Genomic DNA, 20803 nt, shown 5'->3' on the forward strand with positions numbered 1-20803 from the left:
TCTTGCCACCCTCGGAACTCACGCAGCGTCATCGTCGACGCCGGCGCATTCGCCACCTGACGCCGGACACGCATGGCGCGAGCGTACGGCCATTCGCCATTGACGGCGATCCCGATCACTTTCGGTAACGATCAAAGCGACGCAGGGCAGGCGGGAACCCGACCGCGTGCGGCGGCCGGCGGCACCTGCGCGGCGGCTACCATTGCCCGGTCTGCGTCGCGAAAGCTAGGAGATCCTGCGTGAACGTCGAAGCGCTGCGCTTCCCCGGTCGGGAGTTCGACCCGTCGACCGGCGTCGCCCGCTTCCACTATGCGCTCGGTGACCTCGTGCTCACCGAGACCGTCGACTTCGGCCCGCCGTCGGTGATCCATCCGGCGCTCGACCGGGTGCTGGACCTGTTGTACGTGGCGGCGTCGACCTCCTACTACAAGATCGCCGCGCCGAAGCAGGTGGAGCTCGGCTTCCCCTTGGCGGAGCAGGCGCTGCCGTGGGTCACGGCGTTGTACCGCGAGGGCCTGGGCGAGTTCGCGTACCAGAACCAGCTGGCCTACGTGCTGGACCTGGAGATCGTGCCCGGCCCGGACGCGGCGCCGCCCGCCGCGGTGCACGAGCCGTCCGGCGCGCCCCTGGCCGCGGTCGGCGGTGGCAAGGACTCGATCGTCACGATGGAGGCGCTGCAGCGCGCCGGGCTCGACCCGGTGCTGTTCGCGGTCAACCCCAACCCGATCATCCGCGCCGTCTGCGCCGTGTCGCCGCAGCCGGCCCGCTTCGTGCGCCGCACCCTCGACCCGCGGATGCGGGAGCTGAACGCGAGCGGCGCGTACAACGGCCACATCCCGGTCACCGCGATCAACTCGCTGATCGCGGTCGCCGCCTCGCTCATGCACGGCCTCGGCCCGGTCGTCATGTCCAACGAGGCGTCCGCGTCGGTGCCCAACCTCAACTGGCTCGGCCGCGACATCAACCACCAGTGGTCCAAGGGCCTGCCCGCCGAGGCGCACCTCCGCGACGCGCTGCTCGCCCACGCCGGCCTGCAAGGGGCGTATTTCTCGCTGCTGCGCGGCCTGTCGGAGCTGCACATCGCCGCGCTGTTCGCGAAGTTCACCGCCTATGACGGCGTCGTCACCAGCTGCAACGCGGCGTTCAAGCAGCGCGACGCGACCGACCGGTGGTGCGGGCACTGCCCGAAATGCCGATTCGTCTTCCTCGCCATGGCACCGTTCACGGGCCGCGAGCGCCTGCTCGGCATCTTCGGCACCGACATCTTCGCCGACGCGACCCAGCTGCCGGGGTACCGGGAGCTGATGGGCCTCACCGCGCACAAGCCGTTCGAGTGCGTGGGCGAAATCGAGGAGTCCGTCGTCGCGCTGCGCCTCCTCGCGGAGCAGGACGAGTGGAAGGACACCCTCATCGTCTCGGCGCTGACGGCTGAACTGACCGCAGCGGCGAAGCTGCCGTCCGACGCCGAGGTCGAGGCCACGTTCCGCGGCGACGGACCCAACCTGGTCCCGCCGGTCTACCTCGCCGCCCTGGAGGGTCTCGGTGCAGCTCGCTGACCTGCGCGACCGGCGTGTCGCGGTCTGGGGCACCGGCCGGGAGGGCGTCGCCGCCGTCCGCGCCATCGCGCCGATCGGGCCCGCGTCGCTGGTCGCCGTCGACGACCGGCAGAACTTCCTCGCCAAGGACTGGTCACCGCAGCTCGCCGCGCTCGCGCCGCTGCACAACGGGCCGGCCGGGCTCGACGCGCTGCGCGTCGCCGACGTGGTCGTGCGCTCCCCCGGCGTCGCGCAAACCCACCCGTGGATGATCCAGCTCCGCGCGGCGGGGACCCGGGTCACCGGCGGGACCGCCCTGTGGATGGCGGCGCACCGCGACCGGACCGTCGGCGTGACCGGCAGCAAGGGCAAGAGCACCACCAGCAGCCTGGTCAGCCACCTGCTCGCCGCGACCGGCTTCCCGAACGAGCTCGGCGGCAACATCGGCATCCCGGTGCTGGACCTGCCGCAGGCGCCGACCTATGTGCTGGAGCTGTCCGCGTACCAGTGCGCCGACCTCGACGACTCACCCCGGGTCGCGGCGGTCACCTCGCTGTTCCCGGAGCACCTGGACTGGACCGGCAGCGAGGACGAGTACTACCGCGTCAAGCTGAACCTGGTCGCCAACGGCCCCGAGGCGGTGGTCGTGCACGCCGAGTCCACGGCGGTCCTCGCCGAGCTGTCGCGCCGTTTCACCGACCTGCCGCTGCACGTCGTCGGCGGCACGGACTCCTTCCACGTCCACGGCGGCGCCTTTCATCTCGGGTCGCGGCCGTTGTTCCCCCGCGCGGCGCTGCGGCTGCCCGGCCGGCACAACGAGGCCAACCTCTGCATCGCCCTGGGCGTGCTGCGGGCATCGGGCGTGGACGTCCTGGACGCCGCACCCGCCCTCGAAGCGGCGCTCGGCATGTTCGCCGGGCTGCCGCACCGCCTCGAGCGCATCGAGGACCCGTCCGGTCTCACCTTCGTCGACGACTCGCTCTCCACGATCCCGCAGGCGGCGATCCACGCGATCGAGGCGTTCCGCGACCGCCCGCTGACCGTGCTGCTCGGCGGCGAGGACCGCGGCGTGGACTATTCGCCGCTGCGCGAGCACTTCGCCGCCGCGACCGAGCCGACCACGGTGATCGGCATGCCCGACAGCGGGGCGCGGCTGGTGTCGCTCCTGGACGGTCTGCCGCTGGTCACCACGTATGTCAGCGACAGCCTCGTCGATGCGGTCGCCCTGGCGCGGAAGGTGACCCCGGCCGGCGGCGTCGTCCTGATGTCCCCCGCGGCGCCCAGCTACGGCCGCTTCGACAACTACGCGCACCGCTCCAAGGTGTTCCGCCAGGCGATCGCCGACTCCGCGCCGTAGCACCGGCTCAGCGGCGCTGCGCCGGCTCAGCGGCGCGGGCTCAGGGCCGCGGCGCTGGCTCAGGCCGGCGCGCGCCAGCCGGCGATGATCGCCTCGGCGTCGTCGGCGACCTCGTCCGGCTCCAGGTCGTCGGTGTCCAGGACCGCGTCGACGCGGCGCAGGTCGTGCCGGGCGGTCAGGTAGGCGCCGAGCTGGTCCAGCCGCCACGCCTGCGGCCCGTCGTCGTCATCGTTCTCGACCCGCTCGATGAGCACCGGCGCGGACACGTCCAGCAGCAGGTGGCGTACCTCGTGACCACGGCCGCGCAGGCCACCGAAGATCTCGCGCAGGACCGTCCCGCGCAGCACGGTCATCGGCACGATCAGCGGGTCGGCGCCCCGGGCCTGCCACGCGGCCGCGGTGACCGTGGCCGACCGCCAGGCCGGCAGGTCCTGGTAGTCCCCGGGCCGCAGCAGCCCGACCGTGCGCTTGAGCACCCAGCCGATGCGCTCCGGATCAAACGCCCGCGCCTTCGGATCACGACGGCACAGTTCCTTCGTCAGCGTCGTCTTCCCGACACCGAAAGGCCCATTGATCCAGACGATCACCCCCCAACCCTTTCACGCCCAACCCCCACCAGCGCCGAACAACGCCGTGCCGGATCCTGCGGATACCGCCCGCCCGCCCGCGCATGGTCCAGCTTGAGTGGGAGCGGAGCGAGCATGGGGGGTGCGGGGTGGGAACCCCCCGCCGGGACGCCGCGCCAGCGGTGGCCCCAGCTAATAGCGGTGGCCCAGCTAATACACCCTGCCAGGATCTTCGCAGCCGGCGTCGAGCCCAATGGCAGGCCAGGGCGCGATAAATGAGGCATGGACATCTTGACCCTCCCGCAGCGTTCCGCCTCCGACCTTGACCACGTCACCGTGCTGGTCGTCGCCGACGGGTCCCGGTTCACGGACCTGACCCGTTATCTGCCACAGGACTGGACCGTCCTGCGGCGCACGACGCACGAGCCCGTGGTGCGTCACCCGGACATCGTGGTGCTCGACGACCCCGGCCCAAGGGCGGTGACGGCCGCCTGCCTGCGTCACCCGGCCTCGGCGATCGTGGTGGTGCTCAGCCCGTACAGCGACCATCAGGAGGTCGTCGACGTACTCGAGGCGGGCGCCGACGCGTGTGTGCGTTCCAACACCACTGCTGTCGTCGCGGCACACGTCGAAGCCTGTCGCCGGCGACAGGCCGCATAGGTATTTGGCGTTTCCGACAACATATTCCAGAGAGCGCTTTCATGGGGTTTCGCGATTGACAATGCGCTAGTCATGGCCCACTCTGAATCGTGTCTTGAGAGCGCTCTCAGGCCGATTGGCGGCCAGGGTGACCAGCCGATCGTCCAGGTGAATCGTGATCAGGGTGTAACCGGTGTGAGGGTGCGACGGGCGGCGGAGCGGCATGCTTCGTCGCCCGTCCCTTTTTGTGCGCCATAACATCGGGCAGCTTCAGTCATGATGAGTCCGGCAGACAGATATGGGGGAAAGCGCACATGGTGATGTCGGGGCGGGACAGGCCCACTCTGGAGAACGTCGCGCAGCGCGCCGGGGTCTCACGAGCGACCGCTTCCCGCGTGGTGAACGGCTCCACCTCCGTCGCGCCGCACATCCGCGACAAGGTGCTCAACGCCGTCGACGCCCTCGGTTACGTCCCCAACCAGGCGGCCCGCAGCCTGGTGACCCAGCGGACCGACTCGATCGCCCTCGTCGCGTCGGAGACGACCAGCCGGGTGTTCTCCGACGACCCCTTCTTCGCCGCCGTCATCCGCGGCGTGAGCCTCGAGCTGGAGGCCGCCGACAAGCAGCTGGTGCTGATGATGGTCGGGCCGTCCGGGCCCAGCCACGACCGGGTCGAGCGCTACGCGACCGGCGGCCACGTCGACGGCGCGATCATCTTCTCCATGCACGGCGCGGACCCGCTGCCGGAGCGCCTGAGCCGGGCCGGCGTGCCAGTGGTCTGCAACGGCCGGCTGCTGACCCAGTCCCAGGTGCCCTATGTCGACGTCGACAACGAGGACGCGGCCCGCACCGCGGTGCGCCACCTGCTGGACACCGGCCGTCGCCGGGTCGCGACCATCGCCGGCCCGCAGGACATGAGCGCCGGCATCGACCGGCTCAAGGGGTACCGCTCAGCGATGCAGGACGCAAGCCGGCGCTCGATCGTCGCGGTCGGCGACTTCACCCGGCAGTCCGGCGCCCTGGCGATGAGTCAGCTGCTCGCCGACGACCCCCAGCTCGACGCCGTGTTCGCCGCGTCCGACGCGATGGCCGACGGCGCGCTGCGGGCCCTGCGCCAGAACGGCCGCCGGGTGCCCGACGACGTGGCGGTCGTCGGGTTCGACGACATGGAGTTCGCCCGCGACACCGAGCCGCCGCTCACCACGGTCCGCCAGCCGATCACCGACATCGGGCGCACCGTGGCCCGGCAGGTGCTGCGCCTGGCGGCCGGTGAGCAGATCGAGCCGGTCCTGCTGCTGCCCACCGAGCTCATCAAGCGCGAGTCGGCCTGATGTAGCGGCCTCAAATAGGGCATGGTGGGACAGGTGAGACTCGCGACCTGGAACGTGAACTCGGTCAAGGCCCGGCTGCCCCGGCTCCTCGAGTGGCTCGAGCTGGCCGGGCCCGATGTGCTCTGCCTGCAGGAGACCAAGGTCGGCGCGGACGGCTTCCCCACCGAGGAGGTCGCCGCGCACGGTTACGCCGTCGCCGCGCACGGTGAGGGCCGCTGGAACGGGGTGGCGCTGCTGTCCCGGGTCGGCCTCGACGACGTGGTGCGCGGCTTCGAGGGCGATCCCGGCTGGGCGGGCGAGCCGGGCGGCGAAGAGGGCCTGTTCGAATCGCCACGCATCGAGGCCAGAGCGATCTCCGCGACCTGCGGTGGGGTGCGGGTATGGTCCGTGTACGTGCCGAACGGCCGCACGCCGACCTCGGCGCATTACACCTACAAGCTGCAGTGGCTCGAGGTGCTGCGCTCCCGCGTCGCCGGTGAGCTCGCGGCCACCGACCGTCTCGTGGTGTGCGGCGACTTCAACGTCGCGCCGACCGACGCCGACGTGTTCGACCCGGCGGCGTTCATCGGTTCGACGCACGTCACCGCCCCGGAGCGGGACGCCCTGGCGGCGCTGCGGGCCGCCGGTCTGCGCGACGTCGTCCCCGCGCCGATGAAGGGCCCGAATCCCTTCACCTACTGGGACTACCGGGCCGGGATGTTCCACCAGGACAAAGGTATGCGGATTGACCTTTTCTACGCGAGTCCTACCGTTGCGGATGGGGTCAAGACGGCCTACATCGACCGCGAGGCGCGCAAGGGCAAGGGACCGTCAGACCACGCCCCGGTCGTGGTGGACATCGATCTCTGAGTACTCTCCGTGATCAGCGTGGCCTGACCGGACGGTACTGTTAAAAGTGAAACGATCAAGTAAAGTGATGGATGGCCCCATCCGTCAGGTTGTGCGTGCTGTATCCACGACGGAGCGTAACCACACCGTTACCATGAGCCGGTAATTCGCCCTTTTCGGGGGTGTATGATCCAAAAGTCGTTGTGCTTGGATCACGCCCTCATCACGGCCCGGCGTGGACTTGGTTACAGGACGGGGGGTGACCCTTGACGATCGGCCGAACGGGAGACAGGGTTCCTCCAACGGAGGCGACACACCAAGTCGGCTTCGTGCACGCTCTGCCCGTGGACCGAACCTGCGGATAGGGCACCAGGAGTCCACGAAGACACAGCCGATCGGCTGCTGACTGCCACGGGCCCCGGTCTGGCCGACGCGCGTTCCCATGCTGCGACGGCCATTGCTGGCGGCTGTGCAAGGCGGGCAAGCGGCCGGGGAGAGGGGCGCCACGCCCATGACTATGGGACCCGTCACGTCCAGAAGCGACGAGCAGGTGCCGAGTGTCGAAGAGGCGACCAGCACGCCACCCGGTGTCCCCGCCAAGGCCATCGAGGGTCGGTCGCTAGGTCAGATCGCCTGGACCCGTCTCAAGCGCGACAAGATCGCGCTGACCGGGGCCAGCGTCATCGTGTTCCTCGTGCTGATCGCGATCTTCGCGCCGCTGATCAACAAGGTGTTCGGCCATCCGATCAACGAGTACCACCAGGACAAGATCAACCCCAGTCTCGGTGGCATCCCCGAACCCGGGACCTGGGGCGGCATCAGCAAGGACTTCCTGCTCGGCGTGCAGCCGGTCACCGGCCGCGACATGTTCTCGCAGATCATCTACGGCGCGCGGGTCTCCCTGCTGGTCGCGCTGTCCGCGACGGTCGTCGCGGTGATCCTGGGCGTCGTGCTGGGCATCACCGCCGGCTACTTCGGCGGCTTTATCGACAGCCTGGTCAGCCGCCTGATGGATCTGATCCTCGCGTTCCCCTACCTGCTGTTCTCGATCGCGCTGATCTCCGTCGTGCCGGTCACGACCGCGTGGCGCATCGGCGTCGTCGTCGGCGTCATCTCGTTCTTCAGCTGGCCGTATATCGGCCGCATCGTGCGCGGACAGACGCTGTCCCTGCGAGAACGCGAGTTCGTCGAGGCCGCCCGCAGTGTCGGCGCCGGACCGGTGCGGATCCTCTTCCGGGAGCTGCTGCCCAACCTGGTCGCCCCGATCCTCGTCTATTCGACGCTGGTCATCCCGACCAACATCGTCTTCGAGGCCTCGCTGTCCTTCCTCGGCGTCGGCGTGCTGCCCCCCACTCCCTCGTGGGGCCGACTGCTGTCCGACGCGGTGAACTTCTACACCTACGACCCGGTGTACATGTTCGTTCCGGGCCTGTCGATCTTCATCATGGTCCTCGCGTTCAACCTGTTCGGCGACGGGCTGCGCGACGCGCTCGACCCCAAGGCCAACCGGTAACCCGTCACCGGCGCGCCGCCACCCCGGCCCGGACCGCATCCCACGCCAGGGATCCGTCCCGTGCCACCCCGATCTCCGCTCGCACAGCAGCACAGCTCGGACGGCCCGTCCCTCGGCGGACCGTGCCAAACAAGGAGGGAAACCTAGTGAGAATGAGGACAGGGGCATTGGTGGCCGGTTCGGCTGCTGTCGCCCTGGTGTTGTCCGCCTGTGGGTCGGGCGGCGACGACAAGACGCCCACCACCGGCGGGAGCACCTCAGGTGTGTCCGGCTTCAACGCCGCCACCAAGGGCGTCGTCAACCCTTCCGAGAAGAAGGGTGGCACGCTCAAGCTCGTCAACCACTCTGACGCGGACTCGTGGGACCCGGTCCGTGCCTACTACGCGTGGGTGTGGAACTTCCAGAAGGGTTACTACGTCCGGACCCTCCTCACCAACGCGTCGAAGCCCGGCGAGGACGGCCTGAAGCTCGAGCCCGACCTGGCCGAGAAGCTGCCGGAGATCACCGACGGCGGCAAGACCTACACCTTCAAGCTGAAGGCCGGCGTCAAGTTCGAGGACGGCTCGCCGATCACCTCGAAGGACGTCAAGTACGGCATCGAGCGCGTCTTCGCGCAGGACATCCTGTCCGGTGGCCCCACCTACATCGTCGACGTGCTGGACCAGGGTCAGAAGTACCCCGGCCCGTACAAGGACACCGACCCCAACGGTCTGGGCCTCAAGTCCGTCGAGACCCCGGACGACACCACGATCGTCTTCAAGCTGAAGGAACCGCTCTCGGACTTCAGCTACCTGCTCGCCATGCCCGGTGCCGGCCCCGTCCAGAAGGCCAAGGACACCGGCGACAAGTACGGTGACAAGCCCGTCTCGACCGGCCCGTACAAGTTCCAGTCGTTCGACCCGGGCAAGAAGGCCGTCCTGGTCCGCAACGAGAACTGGGACCCGAAGACGGACACCATCCGTAAGGCGCTGCCGGACCAGATCGACCTGACCATCGGCACGGCCGTCGAGGAGATCGACAACCAGCTGCTGGCCGGCGACGTCGACGTCGACACCGCGCAGACCGGTGTCCAGCAGGGTGCGCAGCCGAAGATCCTGCTCGACGCGAGCAAGAAGGCCAACGCGGACACGCCGACCACCGGCTTCATCCGCTACTTCTCGATCAGCACCAAGGTCAAGCCGTTCGACAACATCCACTGCCGCAAGGCCGTGCAGTACGCCACGGACAAGATCACGATGCAGACCGCACGTGGTGGCGCCGAGGCCGGTGGCGACATCGCCACCAACATGCTGCCGCCGAACATCGCGGGTCACGACCCGGCGCTGGACCCGTACAACACGAAGTCCGGCAAGCCGCAGATCGACAAGGCCAAGGAAGAACTGGCCGCGTGTGGCCAGCCGAACGGCTTCGACACGGTCATCGCCACCCGTAACGCCGGCAAGGAGCCGAAGACCGCTGAGGCGCTGCAGGCCGCGCTGAAGAACGTCGGCATCAACGCCCGGCTCGACCCGACCGACGCCTCGCTGTACTTCCGCTCGACCATCGGCGCGCCGTCCAACGTGGCCGCCAAGGGCTACGGCCTGATGATGGCCGGCTGGGGCGCGGACTTCCCGACCGGTTACGGCTTCCTGTCGATCCTTGTCGACGGCCGTACGATCTCCCAGTCGGGTAACAACAACTACGCCGAGCTCAACAACGCTGAGGTCAACAGCCTCATCGACAAGGCGAAGGCCGCGACCGACCCGAAGGCCGCCGCGGACATCTGGGGCCAGATCAACAAGATCGTCATGGACGAGGCCGTCATGGTGCCGTTCACGTACGACAAGGCCCTGAACTACCGCAACCCCCGACTGACGAACGTGTTCGTCACGGAGTACTACGGCATGTACGACTTCGCCAGCCTGGGTGTCTCCAGCTGACCTGGTCGCACCTGACCGCGCAATGCCAGTAAGCCGGTAACCCGCCCTTCCGAGGAAACGAAGGCAGGTGAAGGCCACGGCGCCGGCCGGTGAGACGGGAACCCCGTCGAACCGGCCGGCGTCAGGCCGCACACGTGATCAATTACATCCTGCGCCGCCTGGTCACGGCAGTCGCGCTGCTCGTGGCCGTTTCGGCCGTCACCTTCCTGATCTTCTTCGCGATCCCGAAGGCCGCCGGCGCTGATCCCGCCCAGATGTACGTCGGTAAGTCGGCGACCCCGCGCGACGTCGAGGCGACCCGGGTCAAGCTGGGCCTCGACAAGCCGATCTACGTCCAGTACGGACGCTTCCTGAAGGGGATCGTCGCCGGCCGGGACTACAACAACGGCCCGAGCGTCACCCACTGCTCCGCCCCGTGCTTCGGCTACTCCTTCCGCACCGACCGCGAGGTGTGGCCGCTGCTGATCGACCGGCTCCCGGTCACCGTCTCCCTCGCCCTCGGCGCCGCCGTCATCTGGCTGCTCTTCGGCGTCGCCGGCGGCGTCATATCGGCATTGAAACGCGGCTCGATCGCGGACCGCACCGCCATGATCATCGCGCTCGCCGGCGTCTCACTGCCCATCTACTTCACCGGCCTGGTCGCCCAGCAGCTGTTCGTCCACACCTGGCACATCTTCGAAGGTGGCGAATACGTCAACTTCAAGGACGACCCCGCCGGCTGGGCCAACAAGCTGTTCCTGGCCTGGGTCACCCTCGCGCTGCTCTTCGCCGCCCAGTACACCCGGCTCACCCGCGCCCAGATGCTCGAGACGATGAGCGAGGACTACGTCCGCACCGCGCGCGCCAAGGGCCTCAAGGAGCGCGTGGTCGTCGGCAAGCACGCGATGCGCTCCGTGCTCACCCCGATCGTGACGATCTTCGGGCTCGACCTGGGTGGCCTCCTCGGCGGCGCGATCCTCACCGAGAGCGTCTTCAGCCTCCCCGGCATCGGCCGGCTCAGCATCGACGCGGTGACCGTCAAGGACCTGCCGATCATCCTCGGCGTGACGCTGTTCGGCGCGTTCTTCATCGTCATGGCCAACCTGCTCGTGGACCTGCTCTACGCCGTGATCGACCCACGGGTGCGGCTCTCGTGACCCTGTCGCTGCCCCGTTCCGCTCGACCCGGCACCCCTGGAAAGGAGTGAGCATGTCCACCAGTCTGCTCAAGGACGGCGACCCGACCCCCGTCGGCGCCGGCACGTCCGCACAGTCCTTCCTCGACGTGCGCGACCTGCGGATCCACTTCAAGACCGACGACGGCATCGTCAAGGCCGTGGACGGCCTGACGTTCCAGCTGGAGCGCGGCGAGACCCTCGGCATCGTGGGTGAGTCCGGCTCCGGCAAGAGCGTCACCAGCCTCGGCATTCTCGGCCTGCACCGGCGGGGCTCGGCGAAGATCAGCGGCGAGGTCTGGCTGGACGGCGAGGAGCTCATCGGGGCGTCGCCGGAGCGGGTCCGCGAGCTGCGCGGCGCGAAGATGTCGATGATCTTCCAGGACCCGCTGACCGCGATGCACCCGTACTACACGGTCGGCAAGCAGATCATCGAGGCCTACCGGGTGCACCACAAGGTGAGCAAGGCCGACGCCAAGCGGCGCGCCGTGGAGATGCTCGACCGGGTCGGCATCCCCCAGCCGCAGAAGCGGGTCGACGACTACCCGCACCAGTTCTCCGGCGGTATGCGGCAGCGCGCGATGATCGCGATGTCGCTGGTCAACAACCCGCAGCTGCTCATCGCCGACGAGCCGACCACCGCGCTGGACGTGACGGTGCAGGCGCAGATCCTGGACCTGATCCGCGACCTGCAGGCCGAGTTCAACTCCGCGGTCATCATCATCACCCACGACCTGGGTGTGGTCGCCGAGGTCGCCGACGACATCCTGGTCATGTACGGCGGCAAGTGCGTCGAGCACGCCACCGCACAGAACATCTTCCGGCGGCCGGAGCACCCGTACGCCTGGGGCCTGCTGTCCTCGATGCCACGCGTCGACCGGGAGGTGCGCGACCGGCTGGTCCCGATCAAGGGCAACCCGCCGTCGCTGATCAACCTGCCGAGCGGCTGCTCGTTCCACCCTCGCTGCCCGTACGTCGAGCGCAACGGCATCCCTTGCAAGACGGTCGAGCCGACGTTGGCGGAGGGCACGCACGATCACGGCGTCGCGTGCCACATCCCGCCCGCGGAACGGCTGGCCATCTTCAAGTCGGACATCGCCCCATCCCTCTGAGGAGCACGACAGTGTCGACGAGCACCCAATCCCAGCCCGCCGCGGCTCCTCAGCGGGGCGGCGACAACCTCCTCGAGGTCCACGGCCTGGAGAAGCACTTCCCGATCCTTCGGGGTGCGTTCTTCAAGCGCAAGGTCGGCGCCGTGCGCGCCGTCGACGGCATCGACCTCGCCGTCAAGGCCGGCGAGACGCTCGGCCTGGTGGGCGAGTCCGGCTGTGGCAAGTCCACCACCGGCCGGCTCATGACCCGGCTGCTGGAGCCGACCGGCGGCAAGGTCATCCTGGAGGGGCGCGACATCTCGCACCTCGGGGTCGGCCAGATGCGCCCGCTGCGGCGCGAGATCCAGATGATCTTCCAGGACCCGTACTCGTCGCTGAACCCGCGGCACACCGTCGGCTCGATCGTCGGCGCCCCGCTGCAGGTGCAGAACATCAAGACGGCGCACGGGCAGAAGCGTGAGGTCCAGCGGCTGCTGGAGCTGGTCGGGCTCAACCCCGAGCACTACAACCGCTACCCGCACGAGTTCTCCGGCGGCCAGCGTCAGCGCATCGGCATCGCCCGGGCCCTGGCCCTGCAGCCGAAGCTCATCATCGCCGACGAGCCGGTCTCCGCGCTCGACGTGTCGATCCAGGCGCAGGTCGTCAACCTGCTCGACGACCTGCAGCGCGAGTTCAACCTGACCTACGTGTTCATCGCGCACGACCTGTCGGTGGTCAAGCACATCTCCGACCGGGTCGCCGTCATGTACCTGGGCAAGGTCGTGGAGGTCGGGCACCGCGACGGGTTGTACGCCACGCCGCTGCACCCGTACACGTTCGCGCTGCTGTCCGCGGTGCCGGTGCCGGACCCGGACCGGCGCGACAAGGCGCAGCGGGAGCGGGTCCTGCTGACCGGTGACGTGCCCAGCCCGATCGACCCGCCGTCGGGCTGCCGCTTCCGGACCCGGTGCTGGAAGGCCCAGGACGTCTGCGCCCAGGAGGAGCCACCGCTGCGCGAGCTGCAGCCGGGCCAGACGGTCGCCTGCCACTTCCCGATCACGGACGAGGAGCGCTCGGGCAAGGGTGCGCAGGCCGCCCGGGCCGCCGCCGCGGAGATCCCGGTGGCCGCCTCGACGGACCCGTTCGCGGAGCCGATCGCATAACCGGACGAATTGCGTCGGGGAGCCGCCAGTAGTGGCTCCCCGACGTTGTTACGGTCTGCGCCATGAACTCCGCCGAAAGCATTCGCCTGGCCCGACTGGAGCGTCAGGTCGCATTTCTCTATCGTCATTTCGGACTTGACCCCGCGCTCGCCGACGTCTTCGGAGCCGTGGACGGCCTGCCGCCGGAGTTCACCGCCGCGTTGCGGCGCCAGGATCTCATCACCGCGATCAAGCTCTACCGCCAGGCGACGGGTGCCGGTCTGGCGGACGCCAAGGAAACTGTGGAGCGAATCGCTCGAAGTATTTGAAAATCTTGGCTGAATGCCTTCCGCAGCCGAATGTTTTTCGATCTCATATTCCCATCCCCTCGAACCGGGAGGACATGTGGGATTCAACAAGAGGTTCACGGGCGCTGCGGTCATCACCGCGGCGTTGACCGTGACCGCGGCAGGCTTGTCTGCCCCGGCAAGCGCCGAGACCGTCGCCAACACGGAGTACACCGTGGTGGCCGCGGACAATGTCTCGACCAGTGACGCGGCCGCAGCCATCGCCAAGGCCGGCGGCAAGGTCGTCGCAACCAACGACACGGTCGGGATGTTCACGGTCCTGGCACCGCAGAGCGGATTCGTCGAGAAGGCGGCAGCCTCCTCGAAGCTCGTCGGTGCCGCACACCGCACCGCCATCGGCAAGGCACCCAAGAAGGTGCAGCCGGGCGACGTCGAGAAGGAAGCACAGGCCGCGGCAGCGGCAGCGAAGAAGCCCGGCGGCAAGAAGCCCGCAACCGCCGGCATGGACCCGCTGGACGACAAGCTGTGGGGTCTCACCACGGTCAAGTCGGACAAGGCCCGCAAGGTCAACGCCGGTGACAAGCGTGTCACCGTCGGCATCCTGGACACCGGCGTCGACGCGTCGCAGCCCGACATCGCCCCGAACTTCAACTGGGCGCTGTCGAAGAACTTCGCGCCGGACAAGACCGACATCGACGGCCCGTGCGAGGTCGCCAGCTGTCTCGACCCGGTCGGCACCGACGACGGCGGCCACGGCACGCACGTTGCCGGCACGATCGGTGCGGCGGCGAACGGCTTCGGCATCTCCGGTGTCGCGCCGAACGTGTCGCTGGTCGAGCTCAAGGGCGGCCAGGACTCGGGGTACTTCTTCCTCGAGCCCGTCGTCAACGCGCTGGTCCACGCGGGCCAGTCGGGCATCGACGTGGTCAACATGTCGTTCTACGTGGACCCGTGGCTGTTCAACTGCACCGCCAACCCGGCCGACTCCGCGGCCGCGCAGGCTGAGCAGCGCACCATCATCCGCGGCATGTTCCGGGCCCTGACGTACGCCCACTTCAAGGGCGTCACGCTGGTCGGTGCGCTCGGCAACAACCACGAGGACAAGGGCAAGCCCCGCACCGACATCTCCAGCCCGGACTACCCGGTGGACACCGCCTACGACCGGCCCATCGACAACAGTTCCTGCTGGGACCTGCCCGTCGAGGGACCGTTCGTCATCGGTGTCTCCTCCCTCGGCCCGTCGCTGAAGAAGTCGGACTTCTCCGACTACGGTCTGGAGCGCATCGGCGTCGCCGCACCCGGCGGCTGGTTCCGTGACGGCTTCGGCACGGACACCTACCGCACCAACGAAAACATGATCCTCTCCACGTACCCGAAGAAGGTGCTGCAGGAGGAGGGCTCGGTCGACGCGGACGGCAATGTTGTGCCGGAAGCCGAAGGCCTGGTCTACAAGGAGTGCACCGCCGCAGGCAAGTGTGGCTACTACACCTGGCTGCAGGGCACCTCGATGGCCTCGCCGCACGCGGCCGGCGTCGCGGCGCTCATCGTGAGCGCACACGGCGACAAGCACGGCAAGGACTTCGGTCTCGAGCCGTGGAAGGTCGAGTACATCCTGTACAGCTCGGCCGCCGAGCACGCCTGCCCGACGCCGCGGCTGCAGACCTACCTCCAGGAAGGTCGCGACGCGGAGTTCAACGCCCTCTGTGAGGGTGACGAGCAGTTCAACGGCTTCTACGGCTTCGGCATCGTCGACGCCTACGCGGCCGTGACCGCCAAGCCTTGGTGGGACCACCGCTAGTTCGTTGTCCGTCCGGTGGCGCGCTCTGCGTGCCACCGGACGGCGCGTTCTGCCGTGTTCGTGGGGCGCGGCTACGTGCCGCGGGGCGCCAGGCGGCCGCCGCCGAGCAGGGCGTCGACCTTGCTCACCAGGACGCCCGGCCGGATCGGTTTCGTCAGGTACTCCGTGGCACCGACCAGCATCGCCTCCTCCCGGCCCCGCATCCGCCCGTAGGCGCTGAGCATCAGGATCGGCAGCTTCGCCGTCGCCGGGTCGGCCCGCAGCGCCTTGCACAGGTCCAGGCCCGACACGTTCGGCATCCACATGTCGGTGACCACCAGGTCGAATCCGCCGTCCTGCAGGGCCGCCAGGGCCTCTCCGCCGCTGTTCACGGCGACGACCGTGGCGCCCGCGGACTCCAGCACCATGGTGAACAGGTCACGGATGTCAGGGTCGTCCTCGGCCACCAGTACCGTCGCGCCGGGCGCTTCCGCATCCTCCTCCATGACGCCAGCTTAAGATCCTGGTCGTGGCGTATGAGGCGGCTTCAAGCCGATACCAGGACATGCAATACCGGCGCAGCGGTCGCAGCGGGCTGAAGCTGCCGGCGATCTCGCTCGGCCTGTGGCACAACTTCGGGCACGCCCGGACATATGAGACCCAGCAGGCGATCGTCCGCCGTGCCTTCGACCTCGGGGTCACGCACTTCGACCTGGCCAACAACTACGGGCCCCCGCCGGGCTCCGCCGAGCTCAACTTCGGCCGGATCCTCGCCGAGGACCTGCGCCCGTACCGCGACGAGCTGATCATCTCCACGAAGGCCGGCTACGACATGTGGGCCGGACCTTACGGCGAGTGGGGCTCCCGCAAGTACCTGACGGCGTCGCTGGACCAGTCGCTGGCGCGGATGGGCCTGGAGTACGTCGACATCTTCTACTCCCACCGCCCCGACCCGGACACCCCGCTCGAGGAGACGATGGGCGCGCTGGACCGGGCCGTGCGGGCCGGCAAGGCGCTCTACGCGGGTATCTCCAACTACACCCCTGCCCAGACGGCCGAGGCCGCACGCATCCTGCGGGAGCTGGGCACGCCGTTGCTCATCCACCAGCCGCGGTACTCGATGTTCGACCGCTGGATCGAGGACGAGCTGCTGGACGTCCTCGCGGCCGAGGGCGTCGGGTGCATCCCGTTCTCGCCCCTGGCGCAGGGGCTGCTGACCGACCGCTACCTTTCCGGTATCCCGGACGACTCGCGGGTGCGCACCAGCCGTTTCCTCAACGAGAGTGACCTGAGCGAGTCCCGCCTGGCCACCATCGAGGCGCTGAACGAGGTGGCCCGCGGGCGGGGGCAGAGCCTCGCGCAGCTCGCCCTGGCGTGGGCGTTGCGCGACCCGCGGGTCACCTCGCTGATCATCGGGGCGAGCTCGGTGGCGCAGCTGGAGCAGAACCTCGGCGCGTTGTCCGCCGCTCCGCTGACCGCGGACGAGCTGACCCGCATCGATTCGCTGCTGACCGCCGCTTAGCGTTACTTGCTCAACAGGCCGTTCAAGGTCGTGATCACAGGCTGGAGGGCGGCCGGCACCGCGCCGTCCTCCGCCACGACCTCGTCGCCGCCGTAGCTGACGCTGTACTTGTACCCGTCCGCGACGTTGCCGTTGCTGTTGACCTTGGGCAGCTTCGAGAACCCGACCTGCTCCAGGGTGCTCTTGAGGGCGGCGAGCTCGGCGGCGGTGAGCTTGCCTTCCTTCGTGCCGCTCTTCGTCGTCAGCGTCCACGCACCGTCCGGACGCACCACGAGCCGGTCGTTGGTGCCCGCCAGGCCACCGGTCCGGGTGAAGACCAGCAGCGTGTCACCGACGTTCTGGCTCGCTCCGCCGCTGGTGCTGGCGCTGGCGCCCGGGCTGGCCGGGGCCTGCGCGGTGGCGCTGCTCGACGGTGCCCCGCTGGCGCCCGCGGTGCTGTCCGTCGTGCCGTCCGCACAGCCGGCGAGGGCCAGCGCGAGCAGGGCGGTGACGGCGATCGGGGTCCTCGACTTCATCGAAGGTGTCTCCATCTCTCTTGGACTGCTCGGTCGTTCGTCGGGTTCCCCGTGACGTGTTCTTCGTTACGTTGGTGCCTTCGGGGCCGATAACTCGCTCGGTTCTTGTCGTACCCCCACGACATGATTGCCCCATGCGCCTCGACCCGTACCGTCACGTCCTCGCCCTCCCCGGCGTGCGATCGCTCATGGTGCTGGCGCTCCTGGCCCGCATCCCGATCACCGCCATCGGGGTCACGATGACGCTGCACGTGGCGCAGGATCTCCACCGCGGCTGGGGCGCCGCGGGTCTGGTCGGCGCCGCACTGACCGTCGGCACCGCCATCGGCGGCCCGCTCAACGGCCGCTTCGTCGATCGTAAGGGGCTGCGCCCCATGCTGATCGTCACCACCGTCTGCGAGGCGCTCTTCTGGGCCGTGGCGCCGTCGCTGTCCTATCCGGCCCTGCTGGTCGGCGCCGTGGTCGCCGGCGTGTTCTCGCTGCCGGTGTTCTCCGTGGTGCGCCAGTCCCTCGCCGCGCTCGTCCCCACCGAGCAGCGCCGCCAGGCCTACGCGCTGGACTCGATGTCGGTCGAGCTGTCGTTCATGGCCGGGCCGCCGCTCGCCGTCCTGCTCATGAGCAGCCTGTCGGGCCGGGTCACCATGTGGTCGATCGGCGGCTGCCTCGTGCTGGCCGGCATCGCGCTGTTCGTGACCAACCCGCCCGTCCACGCCCCCGCCGACCCCACCCAGCCCGCGGACACCGCCGCACCCGTCCGCCGCCGCGACTGGCTCACCCCGCGCTTCCTCGCCGTCTGCGCCGCCGCGTCCGCCACCACGATGGTCCTCGCCGGCACCGACCTCGGCATCGTCGCGATGCTCCGCGAGGCCGGCAAGGTCCAGCTCATTGGCGGCGTGCTCGCCGCCTGGGGCGTCTACTCGCTAATCGGCGGCTTCGTGTATGGCGCCCTGACCCGCGCGGTGCCGCTCGTCGCCCTCATCGGCGGCCTCAGCCTCTTCACCCTCCCCGTCGGCCTCGTGGGCGACCGCTGGTGGCTGCTCTTCATCGCCCTGCTGCCGGCCGGCGCCCTGTGCGCCCCCACCCTCAGCGCCAGCGCCGACCTCGTGAGCCGCCTGGTCCCGTCCCCGGCCCGCGGCGAGGCCATGGGCTGGCACGGCTCTTCCCTGACGGTCGGCCTGGCGATCGGCTCCCCGCTCGCCGGCTGGGCGATCGACCACGGCTCACCGGGCTGGGGCTTCGCCGCCGTCGGCGCCGTCGGCCTCCTCATCACCGCCGTCCTCCTCGTCCTGCGCCGCGGCAGCACTCCCCTCGACCCAACCAACACCCTCGCCGCCACCACGGCCCTCGACCTCATCACAACGCCCGCCACTGCAGCCGTCGCCGCCACCGACACCGCAGTTGCCACCGCAGCCACACCCGCCAACGCCACCGCAGCCGCGGTCGCGGTCGCGCCTACCTCCGTCGCCGCTGCCACCGCTGCCGGCCCCGCCACCGCAACTGGCGCCGTCACAACCGCTGTCGCCGCCACCACCATCGCGGGCACAACTCAGACCGTTGCGATGCAGCCTGCCGCGGTCGGGGTCCCTGCTGCCAGGAGGTCCGCTGTGGCCGTGACCGAGGCAGCCACACCGACCGCGAACCCGACCGTTGCACTGCCCACCGCCGCGTCGCCTGCTTCTACGGCGCCCACCGCTATGCCCGCAGCCACCGTCGCCGCCGCTGCCCTGCCCGGCGCCGCGTCGCCCGCCGCCACGGCGCCCACCGCTACGCCCGCAGCCACCGTCGCCGCCGTTGCCCCCGCCGTCACCGTCGCGGCCACCGCTGTCGACGCCACAATGCAGACTGTTGCGACGCAACCTGCCGCAGCCAGGGGCACTACGGCCAGGTCCGCTGTGGCCGAGGCCTAGGCAGCCACGTCGACTGCAAACCCGACCGCTGCACTGCCCACCGCCGCCACGCCCGCTGCCGCCGCGCACGCAACAACCGGCGCCGCCGTTGCCCCCGCCGTAACTGTCACGGCCACCACCGCCGCGTCGCCCACTACCGCCGCGTCGCCCACCACCGCACTCGCAGACGGCGCGCCCATCGCCGCATCCGCTGCCACAGCGGTGCCCGCAGCAACCGTCGACCACGCCGTCGCCGTCGGCACCACCACCATCGCGACCACCGCGACGCCGCAGCTCAGACCGTTGCGACGCAACCTGGCCGCTGCAAGGGGCGCTATGGCCAGGTCCGCTGTGGCCGAGGCTTAGGCAGCCACGCCGACCGCAAACCCGACCACTGCACTGCCAACCGCCGCCACGCCTGCTTCCACGGCGCCTACCGCTACGCCCGCAGCCACCGTCGCCACCACCACCGTCGCTGTCGGCGCCACCACCGTCGCGGTCACCATCGTCGACGCCACAACTCAGACCGTTCCAACGCAACTTGCCGAAGCCAGGGTGCTAGAGCCAGGGTGCTAGAGCCAGGTCCGCTGCCGCCGAATCCGCCGCAGCCACGACCGCGACAGCCACGCCGACTGCGAACCCGACCGCTGCACTGCCTACCGCCGCGTCACTCCGCTGCCACGGCGCCCACCGATACGCCCGCAGCAACCGTCGCTGTCGGCGCCACCACCGTCGCGGCCACAACTCAGACCATTGCGACGCAATCGCCCGCAGCCAGGGGCGCTAGAGCCAGGTCCGCTGCGGCCACGGCCGAGGCAGCCACGCCTACTACAACCCGACCGCTGCACTGCCTGTCACCGCCGCGTCGCCCATCGCCGCATTCGCAGCCGCCGCGCCCATCGCCGCATCCGCTGCCACAGCGGTGCCCGCAGCAACCGTCGACCACGGCGTCGCTGTCGGCACTACCACCGTCACGGCCACCGGCGACGGCACAGTTCAGACCGTTGCAACGCAGCTTGGCGCAGCCAGGGGTGCTAGAGCCAGGTCCGCTGCCGCCGAATCCGCCGCAGCCACGACCGAGGCAGCCACGCCGACCGCGAACCCGACCGCTGCACTGCCTACCGCCGCGTCACCCCGCTGCCACGGCTCCCACCGCTACGCCCGCAGCCACCGTCGCTGTCGGCGCCACTACCGTCGCGGCACCACCGCCGACGTCGCACCGCAGACCGTTGCGACGCAACCACTCGCAGCCAGGGCCGCTAGAGCCAGGTCTGCTGCCGCCGGATCCGCCGCGGCCACGACCGCGACAGCCACGCCGACTGCGAACCCGACCGCTGCACTGCCTGCCACCGCCGCGTCGCCCACCGCCGCACCCGCAGCCGCCGCGCCCATCGCCGCATCCGCTGCCACAGCAGCGCCCGCAGCAACCGTCGACCACGCCGTCGCTGCCGGCGCCACCACCCGTCGCGGCTACCGGCGACGCCACAGCTCAGACCGTTGCGACGCGACCTGCCGCAGCCAGGGGCACTACGGTCAGGTCCGCCGAGGCCAAGGCCGAAGCAGCCAGACCGACTGTGAACCAGACCGTTGCACTGTCTGCCACCTCCTTGTCGCCCACCGCCACACCCGCACCCGCGCCCGCGCCCGCGCCCGCGCCCGCACCAACCGTCGCTGTCGGCGGCACTACCGTCGCGGCCACAAACCAGACCGTTGCCGACGCG

The 20803-nt window shown here is 69.6% G+C and carries 18 protein-coding genes; 14 read left to right on the forward strand and 4 right to left on the reverse strand.

Annotated elements, in window-relative coordinates:
• Positions 1–239 precede the first annotated feature (239 nt).
• Together AB0K00_RS24895 and murD are read left to right on the forward strand one after the other, a co-directional pair.
• Positions 240–1556: a hypothetical protein gene (locus AB0K00_RS24895; protein WP_363523987.1), complete on the forward strand. Its 1317-nt coding sequence runs from the start codon at positions 240–242 to the stop codon at positions 1554–1556.
• Positions 1543–2892, forward strand: a complete 1350-nt coding sequence (gene murD, locus AB0K00_RS24900) for a UDP-N-acetylmuramoyl-L-alanine--D-glutamate ligase (RefSeq protein WP_363523990.1) — start codon at positions 1543–1545, stop codon at positions 2890–2892. Before AB0K00_RS24895 ends, murD begins: the two co-directional genes overlap by 14 nt.
• 59 nt (positions 2893–2951) lie before the next feature.
• Here murD and AB0K00_RS24905 read toward each other — a convergent pair whose 3' ends face one another.
• Positions 2952–3479 (reverse strand): AAA family ATPase, encoded by a 528-nt coding sequence (locus AB0K00_RS24905; protein WP_363523993.1) that lies wholly within the window; start codon positions 3477–3479, stop codon positions 2952–2954.
• Between the two features lie 261 nt (positions 3480–3740).
• Between AB0K00_RS24905 and AB0K00_RS24910 the strand changes: the two genes are divergently transcribed.
• The 10 genes from AB0K00_RS24910 to AB0K00_RS24955 all read left to right on the forward strand — a co-directional run bounded on the left by AB0K00_RS24910 (position 3741) and on the right by AB0K00_RS24955 (position 15180).
• Positions 3741–4118 carry a hypothetical protein gene (locus AB0K00_RS24910; protein WP_363523996.1) on the forward strand — a complete coding sequence of 126 codons (378 nt, stop codon included), beginning with the start codon at positions 3741–3743 and terminating at the stop codon, positions 4116–4118.
• 299 nt (positions 4119–4417) lie between these two features.
• On the forward strand, positions 4418–5428 hold the full coding sequence (locus tag AB0K00_RS24915; RefSeq protein ID WP_363524051.1) for a LacI family DNA-binding transcriptional regulator: 1011 nt from the start codon (positions 4418–4420) through the stop codon (positions 5426–5428).
• A gap of 33 nt (positions 5429–5461) precedes the next feature.
• Positions 5462–6277 (forward strand): exodeoxyribonuclease III, encoded by an 816-nt coding sequence (locus AB0K00_RS24920; RefSeq protein ID WP_363523999.1) that lies wholly within the window; start codon positions 5462–5464, stop codon positions 6275–6277.
• A 490-nt stretch (positions 6278–6767) separates the two neighbouring features.
• Positions 6768–7769 carry an ABC transporter permease gene (locus tag AB0K00_RS24925; RefSeq protein WP_363524002.1) on the forward strand — a complete coding sequence of 334 codons (1002 nt, stop codon included), beginning with the start codon at positions 6768–6770 and terminating at the stop codon, positions 7767–7769.
• Between the two features lie 152 nt (positions 7770–7921).
• Positions 7922–9688 (forward strand): ABC transporter substrate-binding protein, encoded by a 1767-nt coding sequence (locus AB0K00_RS24930; protein WP_363524054.1) that lies wholly within the window; start codon positions 7922–7924, stop codon positions 9686–9688.
• Between the two features lie 134 nt (positions 9689–9822).
• Positions 9823–10824, forward strand: coding sequence for an ABC transporter permease (locus tag AB0K00_RS24935; protein WP_363524005.1), 1002 nt, complete (start codon positions 9823–9825; stop codon positions 10822–10824).
• Positions 10825–10876: 52 nt separating this feature from the next.
• Positions 10877–11953 (forward strand): ABC transporter ATP-binding protein, encoded by a 1077-nt coding sequence (locus tag AB0K00_RS24940; protein WP_363524008.1) that lies wholly within the window; start codon positions 10877–10879, stop codon positions 11951–11953.
• A gap of 11 nt (positions 11954–11964) precedes the next feature.
• The gene (locus tag AB0K00_RS24945) at positions 11965–13095 is read left to right on the forward strand and encodes a dipeptide ABC transporter ATP-binding protein (RefSeq protein ID WP_363524011.1); all 1131 of its coding nucleotides are present in this window, start codon (positions 11965–11967) and stop codon (positions 13093–13095) included.
• Positions 13096–13157: 62 nt separating this feature from the next.
• Positions 13158–13403 carry a hypothetical protein gene (locus AB0K00_RS24950; RefSeq protein ID WP_363524014.1) on the forward strand — a complete coding sequence of 82 codons (246 nt, stop codon included), beginning with the start codon at positions 13158–13160 and terminating at the stop codon, positions 13401–13403.
• A gap of 76 nt (positions 13404–13479) precedes the next feature.
• The gene (locus tag AB0K00_RS24955; protein WP_363524017.1) at positions 13480–15180 is read left to right on the forward strand and encodes a S8 family serine peptidase; all 1701 of its coding nucleotides are present in this window, start codon (positions 13480–13482) and stop codon (positions 15178–15180) included.
• Between the two features lie 71 nt (positions 15181–15251).
• Here the strand turns inward: AB0K00_RS24955 and AB0K00_RS24960 are convergent, their stop codons facing one another.
• Positions 15252–15665: a response regulator gene (locus AB0K00_RS24960; protein WP_363524020.1), complete on the reverse strand. Its 414-nt coding sequence runs from the start codon at positions 15663–15665 to the stop codon at positions 15252–15254.
• A 17-nt stretch (positions 15666–15682) separates the two neighbouring features.
• On the opposite strand from AB0K00_RS24960, the gene mgrA reads away from it, so the two are divergent.
• Positions 15683–16681 (forward strand): L-glyceraldehyde 3-phosphate reductase, encoded by a 999-nt coding sequence (gene mgrA / locus AB0K00_RS24965; protein ID WP_363524057.1) that lies wholly within the window; start codon positions 15683–15685, stop codon positions 16679–16681.
• A 2-nt stretch (positions 16682–16683) separates the two neighbouring features.
• Here mgrA and AB0K00_RS24970 read toward each other — a convergent pair whose 3' ends face one another.
• Entirely contained in the window at positions 16684–17196 is a 513-nt protein-coding gene (locus AB0K00_RS24970) for a hypothetical protein (protein ID WP_363524023.1), read from the reverse strand.
• A 134-nt stretch (positions 17197–17330) separates the two neighbouring features.
• Between AB0K00_RS24970 and AB0K00_RS24975 the strand changes: the two genes are divergently transcribed.
• Positions 17331–19103, forward strand: a complete 1773-nt coding sequence (locus AB0K00_RS24975; RefSeq protein WP_363524026.1) for an MFS transporter — start codon at positions 17331–17333, stop codon at positions 19101–19103.
• On the opposite strand, the gene AB0K00_RS24980 is transcribed toward AB0K00_RS24975, so the two are convergent.
• The gene (locus AB0K00_RS24980) at positions 19100–19354 is read right to left on the reverse strand and encodes a hypothetical protein (RefSeq protein ID WP_363524029.1); all 255 of its coding nucleotides are present in this window, start codon (positions 19352–19354) and stop codon (positions 19100–19102) included. The genes AB0K00_RS24975 and AB0K00_RS24980 overlap by 4 nt on opposite strands.
• Positions 19355–20803 lie beyond the last annotated feature (1449 nt).

It is taken from the genome of Dactylosporangium sp. NPDC049525 (assembly GCF_040676755.1).
Taxonomy (GTDB): domain Bacteria; phylum Actinomycetota; class Actinomycetes; order Mycobacteriales; family Micromonosporaceae; genus Dactylosporangium.

Bases quoted from the DNA above. Each gene is read 5' to 3' on its own strand.
- AB0K00_RS24910 (WP_363523996.1), top strand. From the start codon at position 3,741: ATGGACATCTTGACCCTCCCGCAGCGTTCCGCCTCCGACCTTGACCAC.
- AB0K00_RS24915 (WP_363524051.1), top strand. From the start codon at position 4,418: ATGTCGGGGCGGGACAGGCCCACTCTGGAGAACGTCGCGCAGCGCGCC.
- AB0K00_RS24925 (WP_363524002.1), top strand. From the start codon at position 6,768: ATGACTATGGGACCCGTCACGTCCAGAAGCGACGAGCAGGTGCCGAGT.
- AB0K00_RS24930 (WP_363524054.1), top strand. From the start codon at position 7,922: ATGAGGACAGGGGCATTGGTGGCCGGTTCGGCTGCTGTCGCCCTGGTG.
- AB0K00_RS24940 (WP_363524008.1), top strand. From the start codon at position 10,877: ATGTCCACCAGTCTGCTCAAGGACGGCGACCCGACCCCCGTCGGCGCC.
- AB0K00_RS24950 (WP_363524014.1), top strand. From the start codon at position 13,158: ATGAACTCCGCCGAAAGCATTCGCCTGGCCCGACTGGAGCGTCAGGTC.
- AB0K00_RS24960 (WP_363524020.1), bottom strand. From the start codon at position 15,665: ATGGAGGAGGATGCGGAAGCGCCCGGCGCGACGGTACTGGTGGCCGAG.
- AB0K00_RS24970 (WP_363524023.1), bottom strand. From the start codon at position 17,196: ATGAAGTCGAGGACCCCGATCGCCGTCACCGCCCTGCTCGCGCTGGCC.
- AB0K00_RS24975 (WP_363524026.1), top strand. From the start codon at position 17,331: ATGCGCCTCGACCCGTACCGTCACGTCCTCGCCCTCCCCGGCGTGCGA.
- AB0K00_RS24980 (WP_363524029.1), bottom strand. From the start codon at position 19,354: ATGGTGGTGGTGCCGACGGCGACGGCGTGGTCGACGGTTGCTGCGGGC.